Source organism: Gemmobacter serpentinus, from assembly GCF_008973825.1.
GTDB classification, from domain to species: domain Bacteria; phylum Pseudomonadota; class Alphaproteobacteria; order Rhodobacterales; family Rhodobacteraceae; genus Gemmobacter; species Gemmobacter serpentinus.
The window spans coordinates 70,328-86,400 of sequence record NZ_WCHR01000034.1 but is presented as its reverse complement, the minus strand read 5'-3'; the positions used below and the strand labels follow the sequence as shown (position 1 = coordinate 86,400).

Here is a 16,073-nt window from a genome sequence, read left to right as displayed (position 1 = left end):
TATTTGGGGGGCGGCAGCGTTGCCACCGCCCCCTCTGTTCCGTCAGCCGATGACCATGTCGAAGGCGAGATCGTTCTTCAGTTGGTTCTTCGTCACATCCTCGATGCGCAGGGTGTCGCCCTTGCCGAAGTCGAAGACCACATCGCTGCCGACCTGTTTCGCCTTGGCCAAGGCCTGGCTCACCGTCTTCACGCCCAGACCGACCAGATGGATCGTGTCGACATTGTCCTGGAAGTCGGTGATCACATCGCGGTCGCCATTGCGGTTGAAGATGAAGTGATCGTTGCCCTTGCCGCCGGTCAGGATGTCATTCCCGGCATTGCCGTTCAGCACATCCTTGCCATCGCCACCCAGAAGTTTGTCCTTGCCCGCGCCGCCATGGAGCCAGTCATTGCCCTTGCCGCCCTGCAACGTGTCATTGCCGCCCTGACCATAGAGCTTGTCATTGCCGCCATTGCCTTGCAGCAGATTGGCGCGGGAATTGCCGGTCAGATCATTGGCGGCATTGTTGCCGACAAATTTGGTGGCGTTCGACCCAAGCGTCAGCGCGAAATTGCCGCTGGCCGAACCATAGCCCGCAGCGCCAAGGAAATAGGTGCCGGTCGCGGTTGCCGTGAAGGTGATGACGGCCGCGCTGGACCCCGACCCATAGGCATAGGTGATCCGCGCGCCATCATCATCATAGAGCCCCAGCATTGACGCGGCGAGCTTGGGATTGGCGGTGTTGCCGCTGAGTTTGATGGTATACTCGCGGCCTTCGACCAGCTTGACCTTGTACCAGTCGGCATCGCCCGCGACATCGATCTTGCCCAGACGTTTCTCGCCATCGACGATATTTGCGCCGGTCGCCACATCATTGCGCACGGTATCGGTCGCGATCGAGGTCAGGCGATAGCTGCCCACATCGCTTTCATTGATATTGCCGGCCTGCACGAAATAGGTGCCGCCCCGCGTTGCGGTATAGCTGATGGTCGAGGTGCTGTCGGAGTAGTTGTCGCCATAGACAAGGATCGTGCTGCCATTGGTGTCGCGCAAATAGACATCCGGGTCAGAGACGCCATTGCCGCCATTGCCCGCGATCTTGAAGCCATAGGTCAGGCCCGCGCTCAGCGCAGTCTTGAACCAGTCGGTGTCCTTGGGCGCATCGATATTCGACACCACCGAGGCATTGTGCCCAAGCGTGGCCGTGGTCGCGGTGTTGTTGACGATGGTGTCGTTCATCATCGCGGTGATGCGGTAATTGCCCTCACCGCTGTTGTCGTAGCTGTAATCATCCTTCACGATGATGAAATACTGGTCGCTGGCAGTCGGATTGATCGTTGCCACGCCGTTTTCCTCGGCATAGCTGACCAGTGCCCCGGCCTTGGTGCGGATCTCGATCCGGCCATCATCCAGCGAATTCAACGACCCGTCGCCACCAAGGCCAAAGCCATAGCTGCGCCCGGCCACCAGATTGACCTTGAACCAGTCGGAATCGTTGGATTGCGCCAGATCCGAGGCGATCACCCCGGTGCCATTGATAACCGCGGTGGTCGAGGCATTGCCCTGAATCGTGTCGCCCATGCGCGCGGTGATGGTGTATTGGCCTTCGGCTGCGCGGTCATAGGTATAGTCATCGCTGATGCGGATGTAATATTGACCGCTGGTGGCGGGCGTGATCGAGACCGTTCCGCCCTCGCTCGCATAGGTCAGCCGTGCATTCTGCGCATTCATGATGGCAATTTGCATATCGGCATCTGCTTCAGCCGCTATCAGCGTGAAGTCATAGGTCAGGCCCGCTTTAAGATTGACCTTGAAGTAGTCGACGTCGTTGGACTGGCCAAGCGTGTGGATCGTGTTTCCGCTGCCCGCGATAACTGCGGTGGTTGCGGTTGTGTTCATCACATCATCGCCACCGCGGATGGTGATCGCATAGGCGCCCTCTGCCCCGGCCTGCGGATTGCCACTGTCGCCTGTATAGTCATCCTGCACCGCGAGGTAGAAGGTGGTGCTTGTTGCCGATACGAACGAGAAGCGCGAGCCATGATTGACCCAACCAAGTCCGCTGATCGAGGAATTGGTTGAGGTCAGCAGCTGCATCTGGATATCGGCGGCTGAACCTTCCAGACCATTCACCAGAAAATCATAGGAATAGCCCGCGCGCAGCGTGATCCGATAGTAATCGACGTCGCCATTGACCTCCAGCGATGCGTAATCGACCGGCGGTTTCGTCGGGTCGTTTAGGATGTTCACCAACCCGGTGGTCGCGATCGTGTAGGTTGTGCTCAGATTGCCAGGAACGTCGGGCATGTCGGTCTCCTAATACTGCACAGTTCGTCTCAGGGTTGAAACGCACGGAAAATGCGTAGGTTCGGTGCAAGTCTTTGGCAAAACCCGTGACCGGGTGAAAGGGGCGAAAGGTTTATGGGCAAGATCCCGCCCACAAACTTTGGTTTAAACCCGCATGTTCATGCCTTGCCGCGCGGCGCCCCTGGGGGTTGGACCCCTGCGGCGAAATGGACATTGTTTCCACTTCTCGATGCCCTTGTTTCGCCACATTTGCTGCGATTTCGTGGCGAATCGCGCGAGGCATCGATAGGTTGCCTTGGTGTTCAGGGGCCGCAGAGCCCCAGGCAAGGCATGGGCAGTCTGGCTTTGCATGTTTTGACGTTATCTGGAGTAACCAATGCCCATTATCCCCCCCATTCAGCCCGTCCCGGTCGGGCCCTTCAATGTGACGCTGATCGGCTCTGACCTCGCCGATACCCTCAATGGCAGCACCCTTGCCGATCTGATTTATGGCGGTGCCGGCAATGACATCATCAATGCGCTTGGCGGCTCCGACTATATCGATGGCGGTGATGGCCATGACCAGATCTTTGGCAGCGGCGGCAATGATACGCTGATCGGCGGCGCGGGCGATGACCGTCTTTATGGCGGCGACGGGCGCGACATGCTGTTCGGCGGCCTTGGCCATGATCTGCTGCAAAGCGGCAGCGGCGACAGCACGCTGATGGGCGGTGCGGGCAATGACATTCTCAATGCCCGGCTCAGCGATGGCGGCAACAAGCTGCTGTTCGGCGGCGAGGGCAGTGACCAGTTCAACCTGCAACTGGTGGGCAATGTGCCGCTGTCGGAAACCGTGATCGGCGATTTCGACATCACCCGCGACAGCTTTACCGTCGATGGTATGGATGGGCGGGCGGTGATCGGCGCGGGGGCCTATATCTCCACGTTGGCGGGGCGGCTGTTCCTGACGCTGGCCAGTGGCGATGTGGTGGGCTTTGAGGGGCTGACGGCCGAGCAGATCTATGTCCATTACGGTCTGGGCGGCAATGACACGCTGGTCGGCGATCAGGGCAATGACCGCTTCCTGTCCGGCGCGGGCCATGACCTGCTGGATGGTGCGGATGGCAATGACCTGCTGTCGGGCGGCACCGGCAATGACACCATCCTTGGCGGGCGTGGCCATGACAGCATCGGCGGCAATGATGGCGCCGACCTGCTGATCGGGGGCGAGGGCAATGACACGATCTATGGTCACGCCCATTTCGACACGATCTTTGGCGATCAGGGCAATGACATGCTTTACGGTGGCGCGCAGACCGCGCTGCTTTACGGCGGTGAGGGCAATGACGGATTGCAAACTCGGATGCTGGATGGCGGCGACAGCACGCTGACCGGCGGCAGCGGCATTGATGCCTTTGATTTCTGGACTCCGCGCGCGGGCAAGGGCGCCCATGCGGTGATCGCCGATTTCGAGGCAGGCGAGGCGGTGACCATCACCATCGGCAATACCGTGACCGGCCTTGCGCAATATATGCAGCAGAACGGGCTGGATTTCAGCGGTGTCGAGGGGCAGGCGCGGGTCGATCTGGTCGATGGCGCAGGCTCGATCACCTTCAACGGCTGGTCGGCCGAAGGGCTGCGCGTGGCCTTTGGCTGGGGGGATCCCATCCACTAGGCATCCAAGGCCCACGGGGGCGGGCCTCGGGCGGCAAGGGGGGGCGATGCGTCGTCCCCCTTGCAGGCCCCGCCTTCAGGTGCTTTGGCGGAATGTGTTTTCGCAGAACAGATCGCAGATCGGGGCAATCGCCTGGGCGACCTTTGGCCCTGAACCGTATAGCAGATCGCCTTGCCATCGCGGCAGCAGCCGGCCAGCCCTGCGCGGCCAAGTCCGGCCCATTGCCGGCTGACCGTCACCCGCCGCGCGGACTGCGGTGCCGTCAGCGCGCCGACCGATTTCTTTTCCGAATACAGAGGGCGGAGGATCCTCAGCCGTCCGTCCCGCGCCAGCGTCTTGAAGATGGCCCCAGCCGCTGCTGTCTGATCGGGCATCCGGGCTGAATCGCGGGGCGCGCTCAGTCGTGCCGCGCCCTCAGCTTGCCCGAGGGTTTACCCGGCATGGGCGAAGCCGCCATAGGCCCCCCGGTTGAACACCAGGGGCGCGCCGTCGCGTTCGCAAAAGCGCAGCACCGCCCCCACGATGATCAGATGATCCCCGCCGTCATGGGCCGCGCTCTGACGGCATTCAAACCGCGCGAGGGCCGTATCCAGCACCGGCACGCCTTCGGGGTTGACCGCATGTTCCAGGCCCGCGAAGCCTGCGCCGCCACGCCGGAAGCGGTCGATCAGGTCGAACTGTTCCAGCGCAAGGATGTGGATGGCGTAATGGGCCGCATCACGGAAAGGCGCAAAGCGCGCCGAGGCGCGGGCGGGTGACCACAGGACCAGCGGTGGCTCCAGCGAGACCGAGGCAAAGCTGTTGGCGACAAAGCCAAGCGGGCCCTCGGGCGTCGTCGTCGTCACCAGCGTGACCCCGGTGGTAAAGGACCCAAGCGCATCGCGAAAGGCGCGCGCATGTGCGGCATCGGGGATCTTCACGGGTTCGGTCATGCTCGGCCCCTTCATCATGCGTCAGGTCTGCGGCTTTTCCCCTTCTGCGTCATGCAGCGGCGATGGGCAAGCGCTTGGGGCTTTTGTCGCAGCCTCAAGGCGGATAGTCAGAACCCCATGTCCCGAGGCGAGCGGGCATCCATGCAAAAGGCAGATCCGATGCTGAAGGCCTATCAGAACCGGCAGGGCAAGCTGGTCGCGACCGAGATGCTGGAACAGGCGCTGTGGATTGACCTGCTGGCGCCCACGCCCGACGAGGTCGCGCAGCTTGCCAGCCTGGGTTTCGACCTGCCCAGTCAGGCCGATATGGACGAGATCGAGCTGTCGAACCGGCTCTATCATGATGGTGATGTGCATGTGATGACGATCATGGTGCCGGGCCAGAGCGCCGATGGGCGCAGAGTTTCGGCACCGCTCAGCTTCATGCTGACGCCCGCGCGGCTGGTGACGGTGCGCTTTCACAGCCCGCGCCCGTTTGAAACCTTTGCCGCCAAGGCCGATCACACCACGGCGGGCTGTGACTCTGCCGCGACAGTGTTTCTTGGGCTGACAGAGGAAATCATCGCCCGGCTGGCCGACCATCTGGAGGAGGTCGGGCGCGGTCTGGATGCGGTCACCGGCGCGATTTATGGCCCCGAGGACGCCGGGCGCAGCCCTGACATGCTGCAACTGGGTTTGCAGAAGCTTGGCCGCGAGGGCGAGTTTCTGTCCAAGTTGCGGCTGGCGCTGCTGACGCTTGGTCGCGCCATCGGCTATGCGCAGCCTCTGCCGATGATGCGGGGCCATGGCAAATTGGCGACCAGCCTGCTGCGCGATCTGCAATCGCTGGAGGTGCATACCGATTTTCTGGCGCAGCGCCTGTCCCAAGCCTCGGATGCCACGCTGGGGATGATCGATCTGGCACAGAATGCGACAGTCCGGATCATTTCGGTGGTGTCGGCGCTGTTTCTGCCGCCGACGCTGATCGCCTCGATCTATGGAATGAATTTCAAGAATATGCCCGAACTCGAGCAAAGCTGGGGCTATCCGGCGGCGATCGGGGTGATGCTGGCCTCGGCGATCGGGACTTGGGCCTATTTCAAATGGCGAAAATGGCTGTAAGGCCGCCACGGATGTCGCGCGTCGGACTTTCGCGTCGCGATCAGGGCAGCATGGGCAAGACGGCTTGCGGCAAGATCGGGGACTGATCTGCCAAGATTGATTGACGGAGTGCCATCGATGCGCCTTGCCGCCTTTACTGCCCCCGGCCGCTTCTGGCGCGGCAATCTGCACACCCATTCCGACCGTTCAGACGGCGCGCTGCCCCCGGAAGAGGTGTGCCGGCGCTACCGCGCGGAAGGCTATGATTTCATGGCCTTGACCGATCATTTCGTCGGGCGCTACGGCTATCCGATCATCGACACGGTGCCGTTCCGGTCTGATGGGTTCACCACCCTTCTAGGGGCCGAGCTGCATTCCGGCCCGATGCTGAATGGCGAGCTGTGGCATATCCTGGCCGTGGGTCTGCCGCCCGATTTCGCCCCCGGCCATGCCCCCGATTTCGCGGTGCATCCCGGTATGGAAACCGGGCCCGAGATCGCGGCCCGCGCGGTGGCTGCCGGGGCCTTTGTGGCCATCGCCCATCCGCAATGGTCAGGTCTGACGCTGTCGGACGCCCGCACCATTACCGCCGCCCATGCGGTGGAGATCTATAATCACGGCTGCGCCATTGGCTGCGACCGGCCCGATGGCTTTGCCATTGCCGATCTGCTGCTGACCGAGGGGCGGCGGCTGAGCGTGATCGCGACCGATGACGCGCATTTCACCGAGCCGGACCATTTCGGCGGCTGGGTCATGGTCAAGGCCACCGAGAACACGCCCGAGGCGCTGCTTGCGGCGCTGAAGGCAGGGGAGTTTTACAGCAGTCAGGGGCCGGAACTGCGCAATGTGGAGATCGTGGGCGATGAGATCCGGGTGGAAAGCTCGGCCGTGGTCAGCATGATCGTGCAGGGGCAGGGCACGGCGGCGCGGGCGGTGCATGGCGCTTCCATGACGCGGAGCCATATGGAGCTTGAGCGTTTTGCCGCCTCGCCCTGGCTGCGGGTGACGGTGATTGACGCTGCCGGGCGCCGGGCCTGGTCGAACCCGATCTGGCGCTGATCAGCCGATCTTTTCGCCGTCTTGCGTGACCAGCCGCAAGTGGCCCGGCTGGGGCGTGGCTGTGCTTGCCGCATTTCCCGCCCGTTTCGCAATCTCTGTCAACACTTGCAGCGGCACCGCAGGTTGCAGCTGGGGCAGGCGCACCGGGGTGGTGGTGGCGCTTTCGATCACCAGACGCCGGGGCTGGCGCCCGATCTGGTCTGCCAGCGCCAGACAGCCAAGCGCCATCTCGCCCCGGCTGCCATCGCCCGCCAGTGGCAAAAGGATCATCCGCGCCCGCAGGTCGGGACGGCCAATCCCCATTTCGCAGCCAAGCGCCAGATCCAGCACCGCAGGCCGCAGGAAACAGCTGTCGAGCAGCACCGAAAGTCGCGCCCGCGACATCGGATCGAACAACGCCGAAAGCGGCATCCCACGGGCATCCATCCCCAGAAGATCGGTGAAATTCATCCCGGCGATGCGCAGACGCGCCACGCCCGGCGCGATGCGTTCGGCCAGAAAGGTGCCGCGCAGCGCGCCTTCCATGCCGCGTGGATCGATCTGGCTGCGTTCCGGCAAATCACCGCCTCGGCGCAGCCCCTCCCAATAGGCGCGGACCTCTTCGGTCATGGCGCGCAACTGCGCATCCTGCGCCGCACGGCTGGTCTTGCCCGCCGCTCTGCCAAAGAAGCTCAGTGTCATGGGCTTGACTCCCCGTCTGATGGCGCGACAGATTGCCAATGCCCCGATGCCTTGCGGCGGCAGGGATGGCGGCGCCGGATTGCTTGCCGATGGGTCAATATTAGCCGGTATTCGACGCAAATTCGCGCTTAAACTGAACAAATGGTAAATGCCTGCCGGTGATCCGGCAGGGCGGAGGATGGCATGACGATCTCGATGACCGGCTTTGCGGCCGCCAAGGGGCAGGGCGCGGGGGCCGGCTGGAGCTGGGATCTGCGCGCGGTCAATGGCAAGGGGCTGGACCTGCGGCTGCGGGTGCCGGACTGGATCGACGGGCTGGAACTGGCGCTGCGGGGCGAACTCACGCGGGCGCTCAGCCGGGGCAATGTCAGCCTGACGCTGCGTGTCAGCCGCGACCAGGTGGAGACCGAGGCGCTGCGCCTGAACCAAGGCACCCTGCGGGCGGTGTTGCAGGCGCTGTCGCAGATCGAGGATGAGGCAATGCGCACCGGCATGACGCTGGCGCAGCCCTCTCACGCCGATGTGCTGGGCTTTCGCGGCGTGATCGAGGCGGGCCAGGCCGATGAGGATACAGCGGCCCTGCGCATGGCGATCCTGGCCGATCTGCCCGCGCTGATTGCCGCCTTCAATGCGATGCGCGCGGCGGAAGGGGCTGCGCTGCATCAGGTGATCGCGGGCCAGATCGACCGTATCGCCGCCTTGCAGGAGGAGGCGCAGCAGGCGCTGGAGGCCCGCAAGGGCCAGCAATCTGCAATCCTGCACGCGCAACTGGCGCGTATCCTTGACAATAGCGACGGTGCCGATCCGCAGCGCGTGGCGCAGGAACTGGCGCTGCTGGCGGTGAAGACCGACATCACCGAGGAACTGGACCGCCTGCAAGCCCATATCGCGGCGGCCCGGGCGCTTTTGGCGGAAACGGGGCCGGTCGGGCGCAAGTTCGATTTTCTGATGCAGGAATTCATGCGCGAGGCGAATACGCTGTGTTCCAAGGCGCAGGACATCGCGCTGACCCGGATCGGGCTTGACCTCAAGACCGTGATCGACCAGATGCGCGAACAGGTTCAGAACGTGGAATGATGATGAAACGCAAAGGCTTGCTGCTCATTCTGTCCTCGCCTTCGGGGGCGGGGAAATCGACATTGGCGCGCCGGCTGATGGATTGGGATCCCAGTCTGCGCTTCTCGGTTTCCGCGACCACGCGGGCACCGCGCCCGGGCGAGGTGGAGGGGCGCGAGTATTACTTCAAGGAACGCGCCGCGTTTGAGGCGATGGTGAGCGCCGGCGAGATGCTGGAACATGCCGAGGTGTTCGGCAATTTCTACGGCTCGCCCAAAGGTCCGGTCGAGGCCGCAATGGCCGAGGGGCGCGACACGATTTTTGATATCGACTGGCAGGGCGGCCAGCAGATCCGCTCCTCCAGCCTTGGGCGCGACGTGGTGTCGATCTTCGTGCTGCCACCCTCAATCGCTGAACTGGACCGCCGTCTGCGCGCCCGTGCGCAGGACAGCGAAGAGGTGATCGCGGGGCGCATGGCCAAAAGCCGCGACGAGATCAGCCATTGGGCGGAATATGATTACGTCATCGTCAACCACGACATCGACCAGGCCTTCGCGGAATTGCTGACGATCCTGCAGGCTGAACGGATGCGCCGGGACCGCCAGCCAGAGCTCGCAGGCTTTGTGCGCAGCCTGAACAGGGAGTTCGAGACCCGATGATCTATGCATTGGACGGCGTCACGCCGCAGATCGATGCCACGGCCTGGGTGGCACCCGGTGCCAACCTGATCGGCCATATCGTGATGGAGGCGGGCGCAAGCGTCTGGTTCGGCACCACGATCCGCGGCGACAATGAGGAGATCCGCATCGGCGCGGGCTCCAACGTGCAGGAAAACTGCGTGCTGCACACCGATCCCGGCTTTCCGCTGCAAATTGGTGCCGATTGCACCATTGGCCATAAGGCGATGCTGCATGGCTGCATCATCGGCGCGGGCAGCCTGATCGGCATGGGGGCCACGGTGCTGAACGGCGCGAAGATCGGCAAAGGTTGCCTGATCGGCGCGGGCGCGCTGATTACGGAAGGTAAGGAGATTCCCGATTTCAGCCTTGTCATGGGCGCGCCGGGTAAGGTGGTGCGGCAGCTCGATGAGGCGGCGCAGGAGAAGCTGCTGAAATCGGCTGCGCATTACCGGGCCAATGCGGCGCGGTTCCGTGCAGGCCTGATCCCGGTCGCGGGCTGAGATCGCGTCCGGGGGGCTGTCTGCCCCCCACGGCCTTCGGCCTCCCCCCGAGGATATTTAGGAACAGGTGAGAACGCAGCCACACGCTTCATCTGTTCCTAAATATCCTCGGGGGTGAGCCGCAAGGCGGCGAGGGGGCGCGAGCGCCCCCTTCTACCCTTCGCGCCCGGCGAGGCGTCGCCGCACGATGCGGGTCAGCCGCCGATGCACATTCGAGATACGGTGCCGGATATGCATCGCGGCATAGACCGGCTGGCGCAGCACCGGCGCATCCGTGACCGACCGGAAGCCACCCGATGCGATCATGGATTCGGCGGTGGTCTCAAGCACATATCCGGCGCCCCCCATCGCGGTCAGCAGCGCGGCCACCGTGCCGCTTTGCCCGACCGAGATTGCAGCACCTGTCAGATGTGGCGTGGTGGCGCGGTGCATGGCCTCAAAGGTAGGCGAGAAATGCGCGAAGATGAAACTTTCGGGGCGGACCCTGGCCAGCGCATCGGTGTCCGATGAGATCATCCGGTAGGGCACCTCGCCCACGGTTTCAAAATGCAGATCCGGGTGCGGTTTGGGCGAGAACATCACCCCGAAATCCTGCACCCCGGTCAGCAAATCGGCGCACATCTGGTTGGAGTAGTCGGGCTCCACATAGAATGCGGTTTCGGGCAAGGCGCGGCGGAAATCGGCCATCCATTGCCCGATATGGAGGGCTGCCAGATCGTTCTGGATGCCCAGCCGGATCAGTTGCGCACCACGATCAGGCACCTGGATGCGGCGGCGCGCCTCGTTCCATTCATGGCGCAGGTTGCGGGCATGGGCCTCGAAGCGGCTGCCCTCGATGGTCAGGTCGGTGCCCGCACGCGACCGCTCGAACAGCCGCACGGAAAGGGCATTTTCCAGCGCCGCGATCCGGGCCGAGACGGTGCTTTGCGTGACGCCCAGCCGTTCGGCGCTGCGGTTGAAACTGCGCGTCTCGCATAGGTCGAGGAATGTATCCAGAAGTTCGATCTGCATGGCCTGTCCTGATCGGGTTTCGCGATCAATAGCCGCTGCCTAGCCGAATTGAAATGGCCCGCGCGGCTGATACTCTGAGGCGGAACAGAGGGGCGAGGCGGATGGCGGATTTTCCAACTTCGGCGCGGGTGGTGATCATCGGGGGCGGGGCGGTCGGGGCCTCTTGCCTCTATCATCTGGCCAAGGCCGGCTGGACCGATTGCCTGTTGCTGGAAAAGAACGAGCTGACGGCAGGTTCGACCTGGCACGCGGCGGGCAATGTGCCGACCTTTTCGTCCAGCTGGTCGATCATGAACATGCAGCGCTATTCGGCGCAGCTTTATCGCGGCCTGGGGGCCGAGGTCGATTACCCGATGAACTATCACGTCACCGGATCGATCCGGCTGGGCCATACGCCGGAACGGTTGCAAGAGTTCCGGCGCGTCGCGGGCATGGGGCGTTATCAGGGGATGGATCTGGAGGTGCTGAGCCCGGATGAGGTGAAGGCACGCTATCCTTTTGTTGAGACCCATGATCTGAGCGGCGCGCTTTATGATCCCAATGATGGCGATATTGACCCGGCGCAACTGACACAGGCCCTGGCCAAGGGCGCGCGCCAGATGTGTGCGCGGATCGAGCGTTTCTGCCCGGTCACCGATGTGCGGCGCGAGGGCGGCGACTGGGTTCTGACCACGCCCAAGGGCGAGATCCGTTGCGAATATGTTGTGAATGCTGCCGGTTACTATGCGGCCGAGGTCGGGCGCATGTTCGGCCGCCGGGTGCCAATGATGGTGATGAGCCATCAATATATGCTGTTCGACACCATCCCTGAGCTGGAAAGCTGGTCGCGCGAGGTCGGTCACAAACTGCCACTTCTGCGCGATGTCGACAGCAGCTATTATCTGCGGCAAGAGAAATATGGCTTCAATCTTGGCCCCTATGAGGGCAATTGCCGAGCGCATTGGGCCACGCCCGACGACCCGATGCCCGAGGATTTCAGCTTTCAGCTGTATCCTGATGATCTCGACCGGCTGGAATGGCATATCAATGACGCGATGGCGCGGGTGCCCCTGCTGGGGCAGGCCAATCTGCAAAAGGTCATCAACGGGCCCATCCCCTATACGCCCGATGGCAATCCGCTGATCGGGCCGATGCCGGGGGTGCCGAATGCCTTTGAGGCCTGCGTCTTCACCTTTGGCATCTGTCAGGCGGGGGGCGCGGGCAAGGTGCTGGCGGAATGGGTGACCGAGGGCGGCACCGAATGGGATATGTGGTCCTGTGATCCGCGCCGCTTCACCGGATGGGAGGATCACGACTACCTCGTCCAGAAGGGGATGGAGGTTTACGGACATGAATATGGCATTCACTTCCCCCATGCCCGCTGGCCTGCAGCCCCTGACCGGCGGCTGTCGCCGCTGCATGATCGCTTGAAATCCAAGGGCGCGCAGATGGCCCCCTATAACGGCTGGGAGCGGGCGGAATGGTTCGCGCAACCCGGTGACGATACGTCATGGGAGGCGACCCAGACCTGGCGGCGCGATGGGCCATGGGCCGCTAGAGTGGCCGAGGAATGCGCTGCAGTCAGCCGCGGTGTGGGCGTGCTGGATCTGCCGGGCTTTACCCGGCTGCGGCTGAAAGGCCCCGGTGCGCGGGCGCATCTGGATCGCCTGACCGCCACGCGCCTGCCTGCGGTCGGCAGGGTGGGCTTGCTGTATTTCCCCGATGCGCGCGGCCGGGTGGTGACGGAAATGACCTGTCTGGTCCATGGGGAGGATGAGGTGGGTCTGATCACTGCCGCCGTGGCGCAAAGCCACGATGCCGACTGGCTGCGCCGCGATCTGCCTGAAGGTGTTGTGCTGGAAGACCATACCGACGCCGTGCATTGCTTCATCGTGACCGGCCCGAAGGCGCGCGATCTGTTCGCATCGATCAGCGATGCCGATCTGGAAAAGCCTTGGCTTTCCGCGCTTTACGACGTGACGCTGGCAGGCTGTGACGTGGCGCTGCTGCGCGTATCCTTCGCGGGGGAACTGGGATGGGAGGTGCATTGCGACCGCGCCGATGCGCCCAGGGTCTATGCAGCGATCCTTGATGCGGGTGCCACGCCCTTTGGCATGAAGGCGCTGAATGCACTGCGGATTGAGAAGGGTTACCGCGCCTGGAAGGGCGACCTGTCCACCGATTACACGCTGCTGGAGGCGGGTCTTGGCCGTTTCATCGACTGGAACAAGGACTTCCCCGGCAAGGCGGTGTTGGCGGCCGAGCGCGCGCATGGCAGCGCCAAGCGCTTCGTCAGCCTGAAACTGGCTGCTTGCGATCATGACGCGCCCTATATGTCCAATCTCTGGCAGGGCGATACCATCGTGGGCGAGGTCACCAGTGCAGCTTTCGGGCACCGCCTGGGCCATGGTGTTGCATTGGCGATGCTGCGCGCCGATCTGGCACAGCCGGGAACCAGGCTGGAGGTCGAGATTTTCGGCCAACGTATCGCGGCCGAGGTGCTGCCCGATGGCCCGGCCTATGATCCCGCCAATGCGCGGCTGAAAGCATAAGCGCGCCGCGTGGCGCGCAGCAGATACAGGTTTTCGACGAAAACCTGTCGCCCGCCCAAAACCGGGCCACGGGCACAGGTAAAGGAGCAGAACATGGCGGCGATCCCGCAAAAGGCACAGGCGGTCATCATTGGCGGCGGCATTTCGGGCTGTTCGGTGGCCTATCATCTGGCCAAGGCCGGGTGGCGCGACATCGTGCTGCTGGAGCGCAAGCGCCTGACCTCGGGCACGACATGGCACGCGGCGGGGCTGATCGGCCAGCTGCGCGCCAATCAGAACATGACGCGGCTTGCGAAATATTCCGCCGATCTTTACCGCAGTCTCGAGGCCGAGACCGGCGTGGCCACGGGGATGAAAACCGTGGGCTCGATGACGGTCGCCCTGACCGAAGACCGCCTGCAGGAGATTTTGCGCCAGGCCACCATCGCCGATATCTTTGGCGTCGAGGTGCATCGGATCACCCCCGATCAGGTGATGGCGCTTTATCCGCACCTGAACACCTCTGGCGTGGTGGGCGGCGTGCATCTGCCGGGTGACGGGCAGTGTGATCCGGCCAATATAACCATGGCATTGGCCAAGGGCGCGCGGATGCATGGCGCAAAGATCTTCGAAAGCGCCAAGGTCACCCGCGTGGCCGAGGCGGTCGAAGGGCCGCGCCGCCGGGTGACCGGCGTCGATTACATCGGCCCCGATGGTCCGGGCCATATCGCGACCGATGTGGTCATCAATTGTGGCGGCATGTGGGGGCGCGATCTGGCGGCGCAAAGCGGTGTCACCGTGCCGCTACATGCGGCCGAACATTTCTATCTGGTGACAGAGCCGATCAAGGGGATCGGCGATCTGCCGGTGCTGCGGGTGCCGGATGAATGTGCCTATTACAAATCGGATGCGGGCAAGATGATGCTGGGCGCGTTCGAGCCCAAGGCCAAGCCCTGGGGGATGGGCGGCATCCGCGAGGATTTCGAATTTGATACCCTGCCCGAAGACTGGGATCATTTCGCGCCGATCCTCGAAATGGCGACCCACCGGATGCCGATGTTTGAAACCGCGGGGATCCACACCTTCTTCAACGGGCCGGAAAGTTTCACCCCCGATGACCGCTATTATCTTGGCCCCGCACCCGAGCTGAACGGCTACTGGGTAGCGGCAGGCTACAATTCCATCGGCATTATCTCCTCGGGTGGCGCGGGCATGGCCCTTGCGCATTGGATCACCGAAGGCCATCCGCCCTTTGATCTGTGGGATGTCGATCTGCGCCGGGCGCAGCCCTTCCAGAAGAACCGCGCCTATCTGAAGGAACGGGTGACCGAGACGCTTGGCCTGCTTTACGCCGATCACTACCCCTATCGTCAGGTTGAAACCGCGCGCGGGATACGCCGCACGCCGCTGCACGAGGCATTGAAGGCACGCGGTGCGGTCTTTGGCGAGGTGGCGGGATGGGAGCGCGCGAACTGGTTTGCGGGCCCAGATCAGCCGCGCGAATACCGCTATAACTGGGACCGGCAGAACTGGTTCGAGAACCAGCGGGCCGAGCATCTTGCGGTGCGCGAGAATGCCGGGCTGTTCGACATGTCCTCTTTCGGGAAGATCCGGGTCGAAGGGCGCGATGCCTGCCGGTTTTTGAACCGGGTCTGCGCGGGGCAGGTCGATGTGGCAGCGGGGCGCATCGTCTATTGCCAGATGCTGAATGATCGGGGCGGCATTGAAAGCGATCTGACGGTCACGCGCCTGTCGGAAACCGCGTTTTTGCTGGTGGTGCCGGGCGCCACCTTGCAGCGCGATCTGGCATGGCTGCGCGCCCATCTCGGCGAAGATTTCGCGGTCATCACCGATGTGACGGCAGCCGAGGCCGTGCTGTGCCTGATGGGGCCAAAGGCGCGCGGGATCTTGCAAAAGGTCAGCCCCAATGACTTCAGCAACGACGGCCATCCCTTTGCACACGCAAAGGAAATCGAGATCGGTATGGGCCTCGCCCGCGCGCATCGGGTGACCTATGTCGGTGAGCTGGGATGGGAGCTGTATGTCAGCGCCGATCAGGCCGCCCATGTGTTCGAGGCGATCATGGATGCCGCACCGGACCTGAAACTCTGCGGGCTCCATGCGCTGGACAGTTGCCGGATCGAAAAGGGCTACCGCCATTGGGGCCATGACATCACCGATGAAGATCATGTGCTGGAGGCGGGACTTGGCTTTGCGGTGCGCCCGGCCAAGCCGGGATTCATCGGGCGCGATGCGGTCTTGCGCAAGCAGGAGGCCGGGATGGAGCGGCGGCTGGTCCAGTTCAAGCTGAAGGATGGCGGGCCGCAACTGTTCCACAATGAGGCGGTGGTGCGCGATGGCCGCATCGTGGGGCCGGTCACCAGTGCCAATTACGGCCATTTCCTGGGCGGTGCCATCGGCATGGGCTGGGTGCCTTGCGCGGGGGAAAGCGAGGCCGAGATCCTTGGCTCGACCTATGAGATCGAGGTCGCGGGCAGGCGGCACCCGGCAGAGGCCAGCTTGCAGGCGATGTATGACCCAAGTTCGGCGCGGGTGCGCATGTGATCTGATCGGGGGGGCCGGGCATCCGGCCCCCTCTTGGCAAGCCTGCCGGGCCAGAC

The 16,073-nt window shown here is 63.4% G+C and carries 12 protein-coding genes; 8 read left to right on the top strand and 4 right to left on the bottom strand.

Features of this window, described 5'->3' with window-relative positions; translation table 11 throughout:
• Nucleotides 1-42 precede the first annotated feature (42 nt).
• Complete coding sequence (locus GBJ34_RS21110; protein WP_151720440.1) at nucleotides 43-2,289, bottom strand: calcium-binding protein; 2,247 nt, start codon at nucleotides 2,287-2,289, stop codon at nucleotides 43-45.
• A gap of 376 nt (nucleotides 2,290-2,665) precedes the next feature.
• On the opposite strand from GBJ34_RS21110, the gene GBJ34_RS17275 reads away from it, so the two are divergent.
• Complete coding sequence (locus tag GBJ34_RS17275; protein WP_151720439.1) at nucleotides 2,666-3,943, top strand: calcium-binding protein; 1,278 nt, start codon at nucleotides 2,666-2,668, stop codon at nucleotides 3,941-3,943.
• A 431-nt stretch (nucleotides 3,944-4,374) separates the two neighbouring features.
• On the opposite strand, the gene GBJ34_RS17270 is transcribed toward GBJ34_RS17275, so the two are convergent.
• Nucleotides 4,375-4,875, bottom strand: coding sequence for a flavin reductase family protein (locus tag GBJ34_RS17270; RefSeq protein ID WP_151720438.1), 501 nt, complete (start codon nucleotides 4,873-4,875; stop codon nucleotides 4,375-4,377).
• A gap of 141 nt (nucleotides 4,876-5,016) precedes the next feature.
• Here GBJ34_RS17270 and GBJ34_RS17265 point away from each other — a divergent pair, with 141 nt between their 5' ends.
• On the top strand, nucleotides 5,017-5,976 hold the full coding sequence (locus GBJ34_RS17265) for a magnesium transporter CorA family protein (protein ID WP_226341251.1): 960 nt from the start codon (nucleotides 5,017-5,019) through the stop codon (nucleotides 5,974-5,976).
• A 117-nt stretch (nucleotides 5,977-6,093) separates the two neighbouring features.
• Nucleotides 6,094-7,014, top strand: coding sequence for a CehA/McbA family metallohydrolase (locus tag GBJ34_RS17260; RefSeq protein WP_151720437.1), 921 nt, complete (start codon nucleotides 6,094-6,096; stop codon nucleotides 7,012-7,014).
• On the opposite strand, the gene GBJ34_RS17255 is transcribed toward GBJ34_RS17260, so the two are convergent.
• Nucleotides 7,015-7,695: a PAS domain-containing protein gene (locus GBJ34_RS17255; protein WP_151720436.1), complete on the bottom strand. Its 681-nt coding sequence runs from the start codon at nucleotides 7,693-7,695 to the stop codon at nucleotides 7,015-7,017. It abuts the gene before it with no gap.
• Nucleotides 7,696-7,878: 183 nt separating this feature from the next.
• On the opposite strand from GBJ34_RS17255, the gene GBJ34_RS17250 reads away from it, so the two are divergent.
• Genes GBJ34_RS17250 through GBJ34_RS17240 form a run of 3 tightly spaced genes read left to right on the top strand, consistent with a single transcriptional unit; the run spans nucleotide 7,879 to nucleotide 9,931 of the window.
• Nucleotides 7,879-8,772 (top strand): YicC/YloC family endoribonuclease, encoded by an 894-nt coding sequence (locus GBJ34_RS17250; RefSeq protein WP_151720435.1) that lies wholly within the window; start codon nucleotides 7,879-7,881, stop codon nucleotides 8,770-8,772.
• Between the two features lie 2 nt (nucleotides 8,773-8,774).
• Nucleotides 8,775-9,410, top strand: coding sequence for a guanylate kinase (gene gmk / locus GBJ34_RS17245; protein ID WP_151720466.1), 636 nt, complete (start codon nucleotides 8,775-8,777; stop codon nucleotides 9,408-9,410).
• Nucleotides 9,407-9,931: a gamma carbonic anhydrase family protein gene (locus tag GBJ34_RS17240; protein WP_151720434.1), complete on the top strand. Its 525-nt coding sequence runs from the start codon at nucleotides 9,407-9,409 to the stop codon at nucleotides 9,929-9,931. Before gmk ends, GBJ34_RS17240 begins: the two co-directional genes overlap by 4 nt.
• Nucleotides 9,932-10,084: 153 nt before the next feature.
• On the opposite strand, the gene GBJ34_RS17235 is transcribed toward GBJ34_RS17240, so the two are convergent.
• Entirely contained in the window at nucleotides 10,085-10,942 is an 858-nt protein-coding gene (locus GBJ34_RS17235; RefSeq protein WP_151720433.1) for a LysR family transcriptional regulator, read from the bottom strand.
• Between the two features lie 101 nt (nucleotides 10,943-11,043).
• Here GBJ34_RS17235 and GBJ34_RS17230 point away from each other — a divergent pair, with 101 nt between their 5' ends.
• Entirely contained in the window at nucleotides 11,044-13,473 is a 2,430-nt protein-coding gene (locus GBJ34_RS17230) for a GcvT family protein (RefSeq protein WP_151720432.1), read from the top strand.
• A gap of 93 nt (nucleotides 13,474-13,566) precedes the next feature.
• The gene (locus GBJ34_RS17225) at nucleotides 13,567-16,017 is read left to right on the top strand and encodes a GcvT family protein (RefSeq protein WP_151720431.1); all 2,451 of its coding nucleotides are present in this window, start codon (nucleotides 13,567-13,569) and stop codon (nucleotides 16,015-16,017) included.
• Nucleotides 16,018-16,073: the final 56 nt, after the last annotated feature.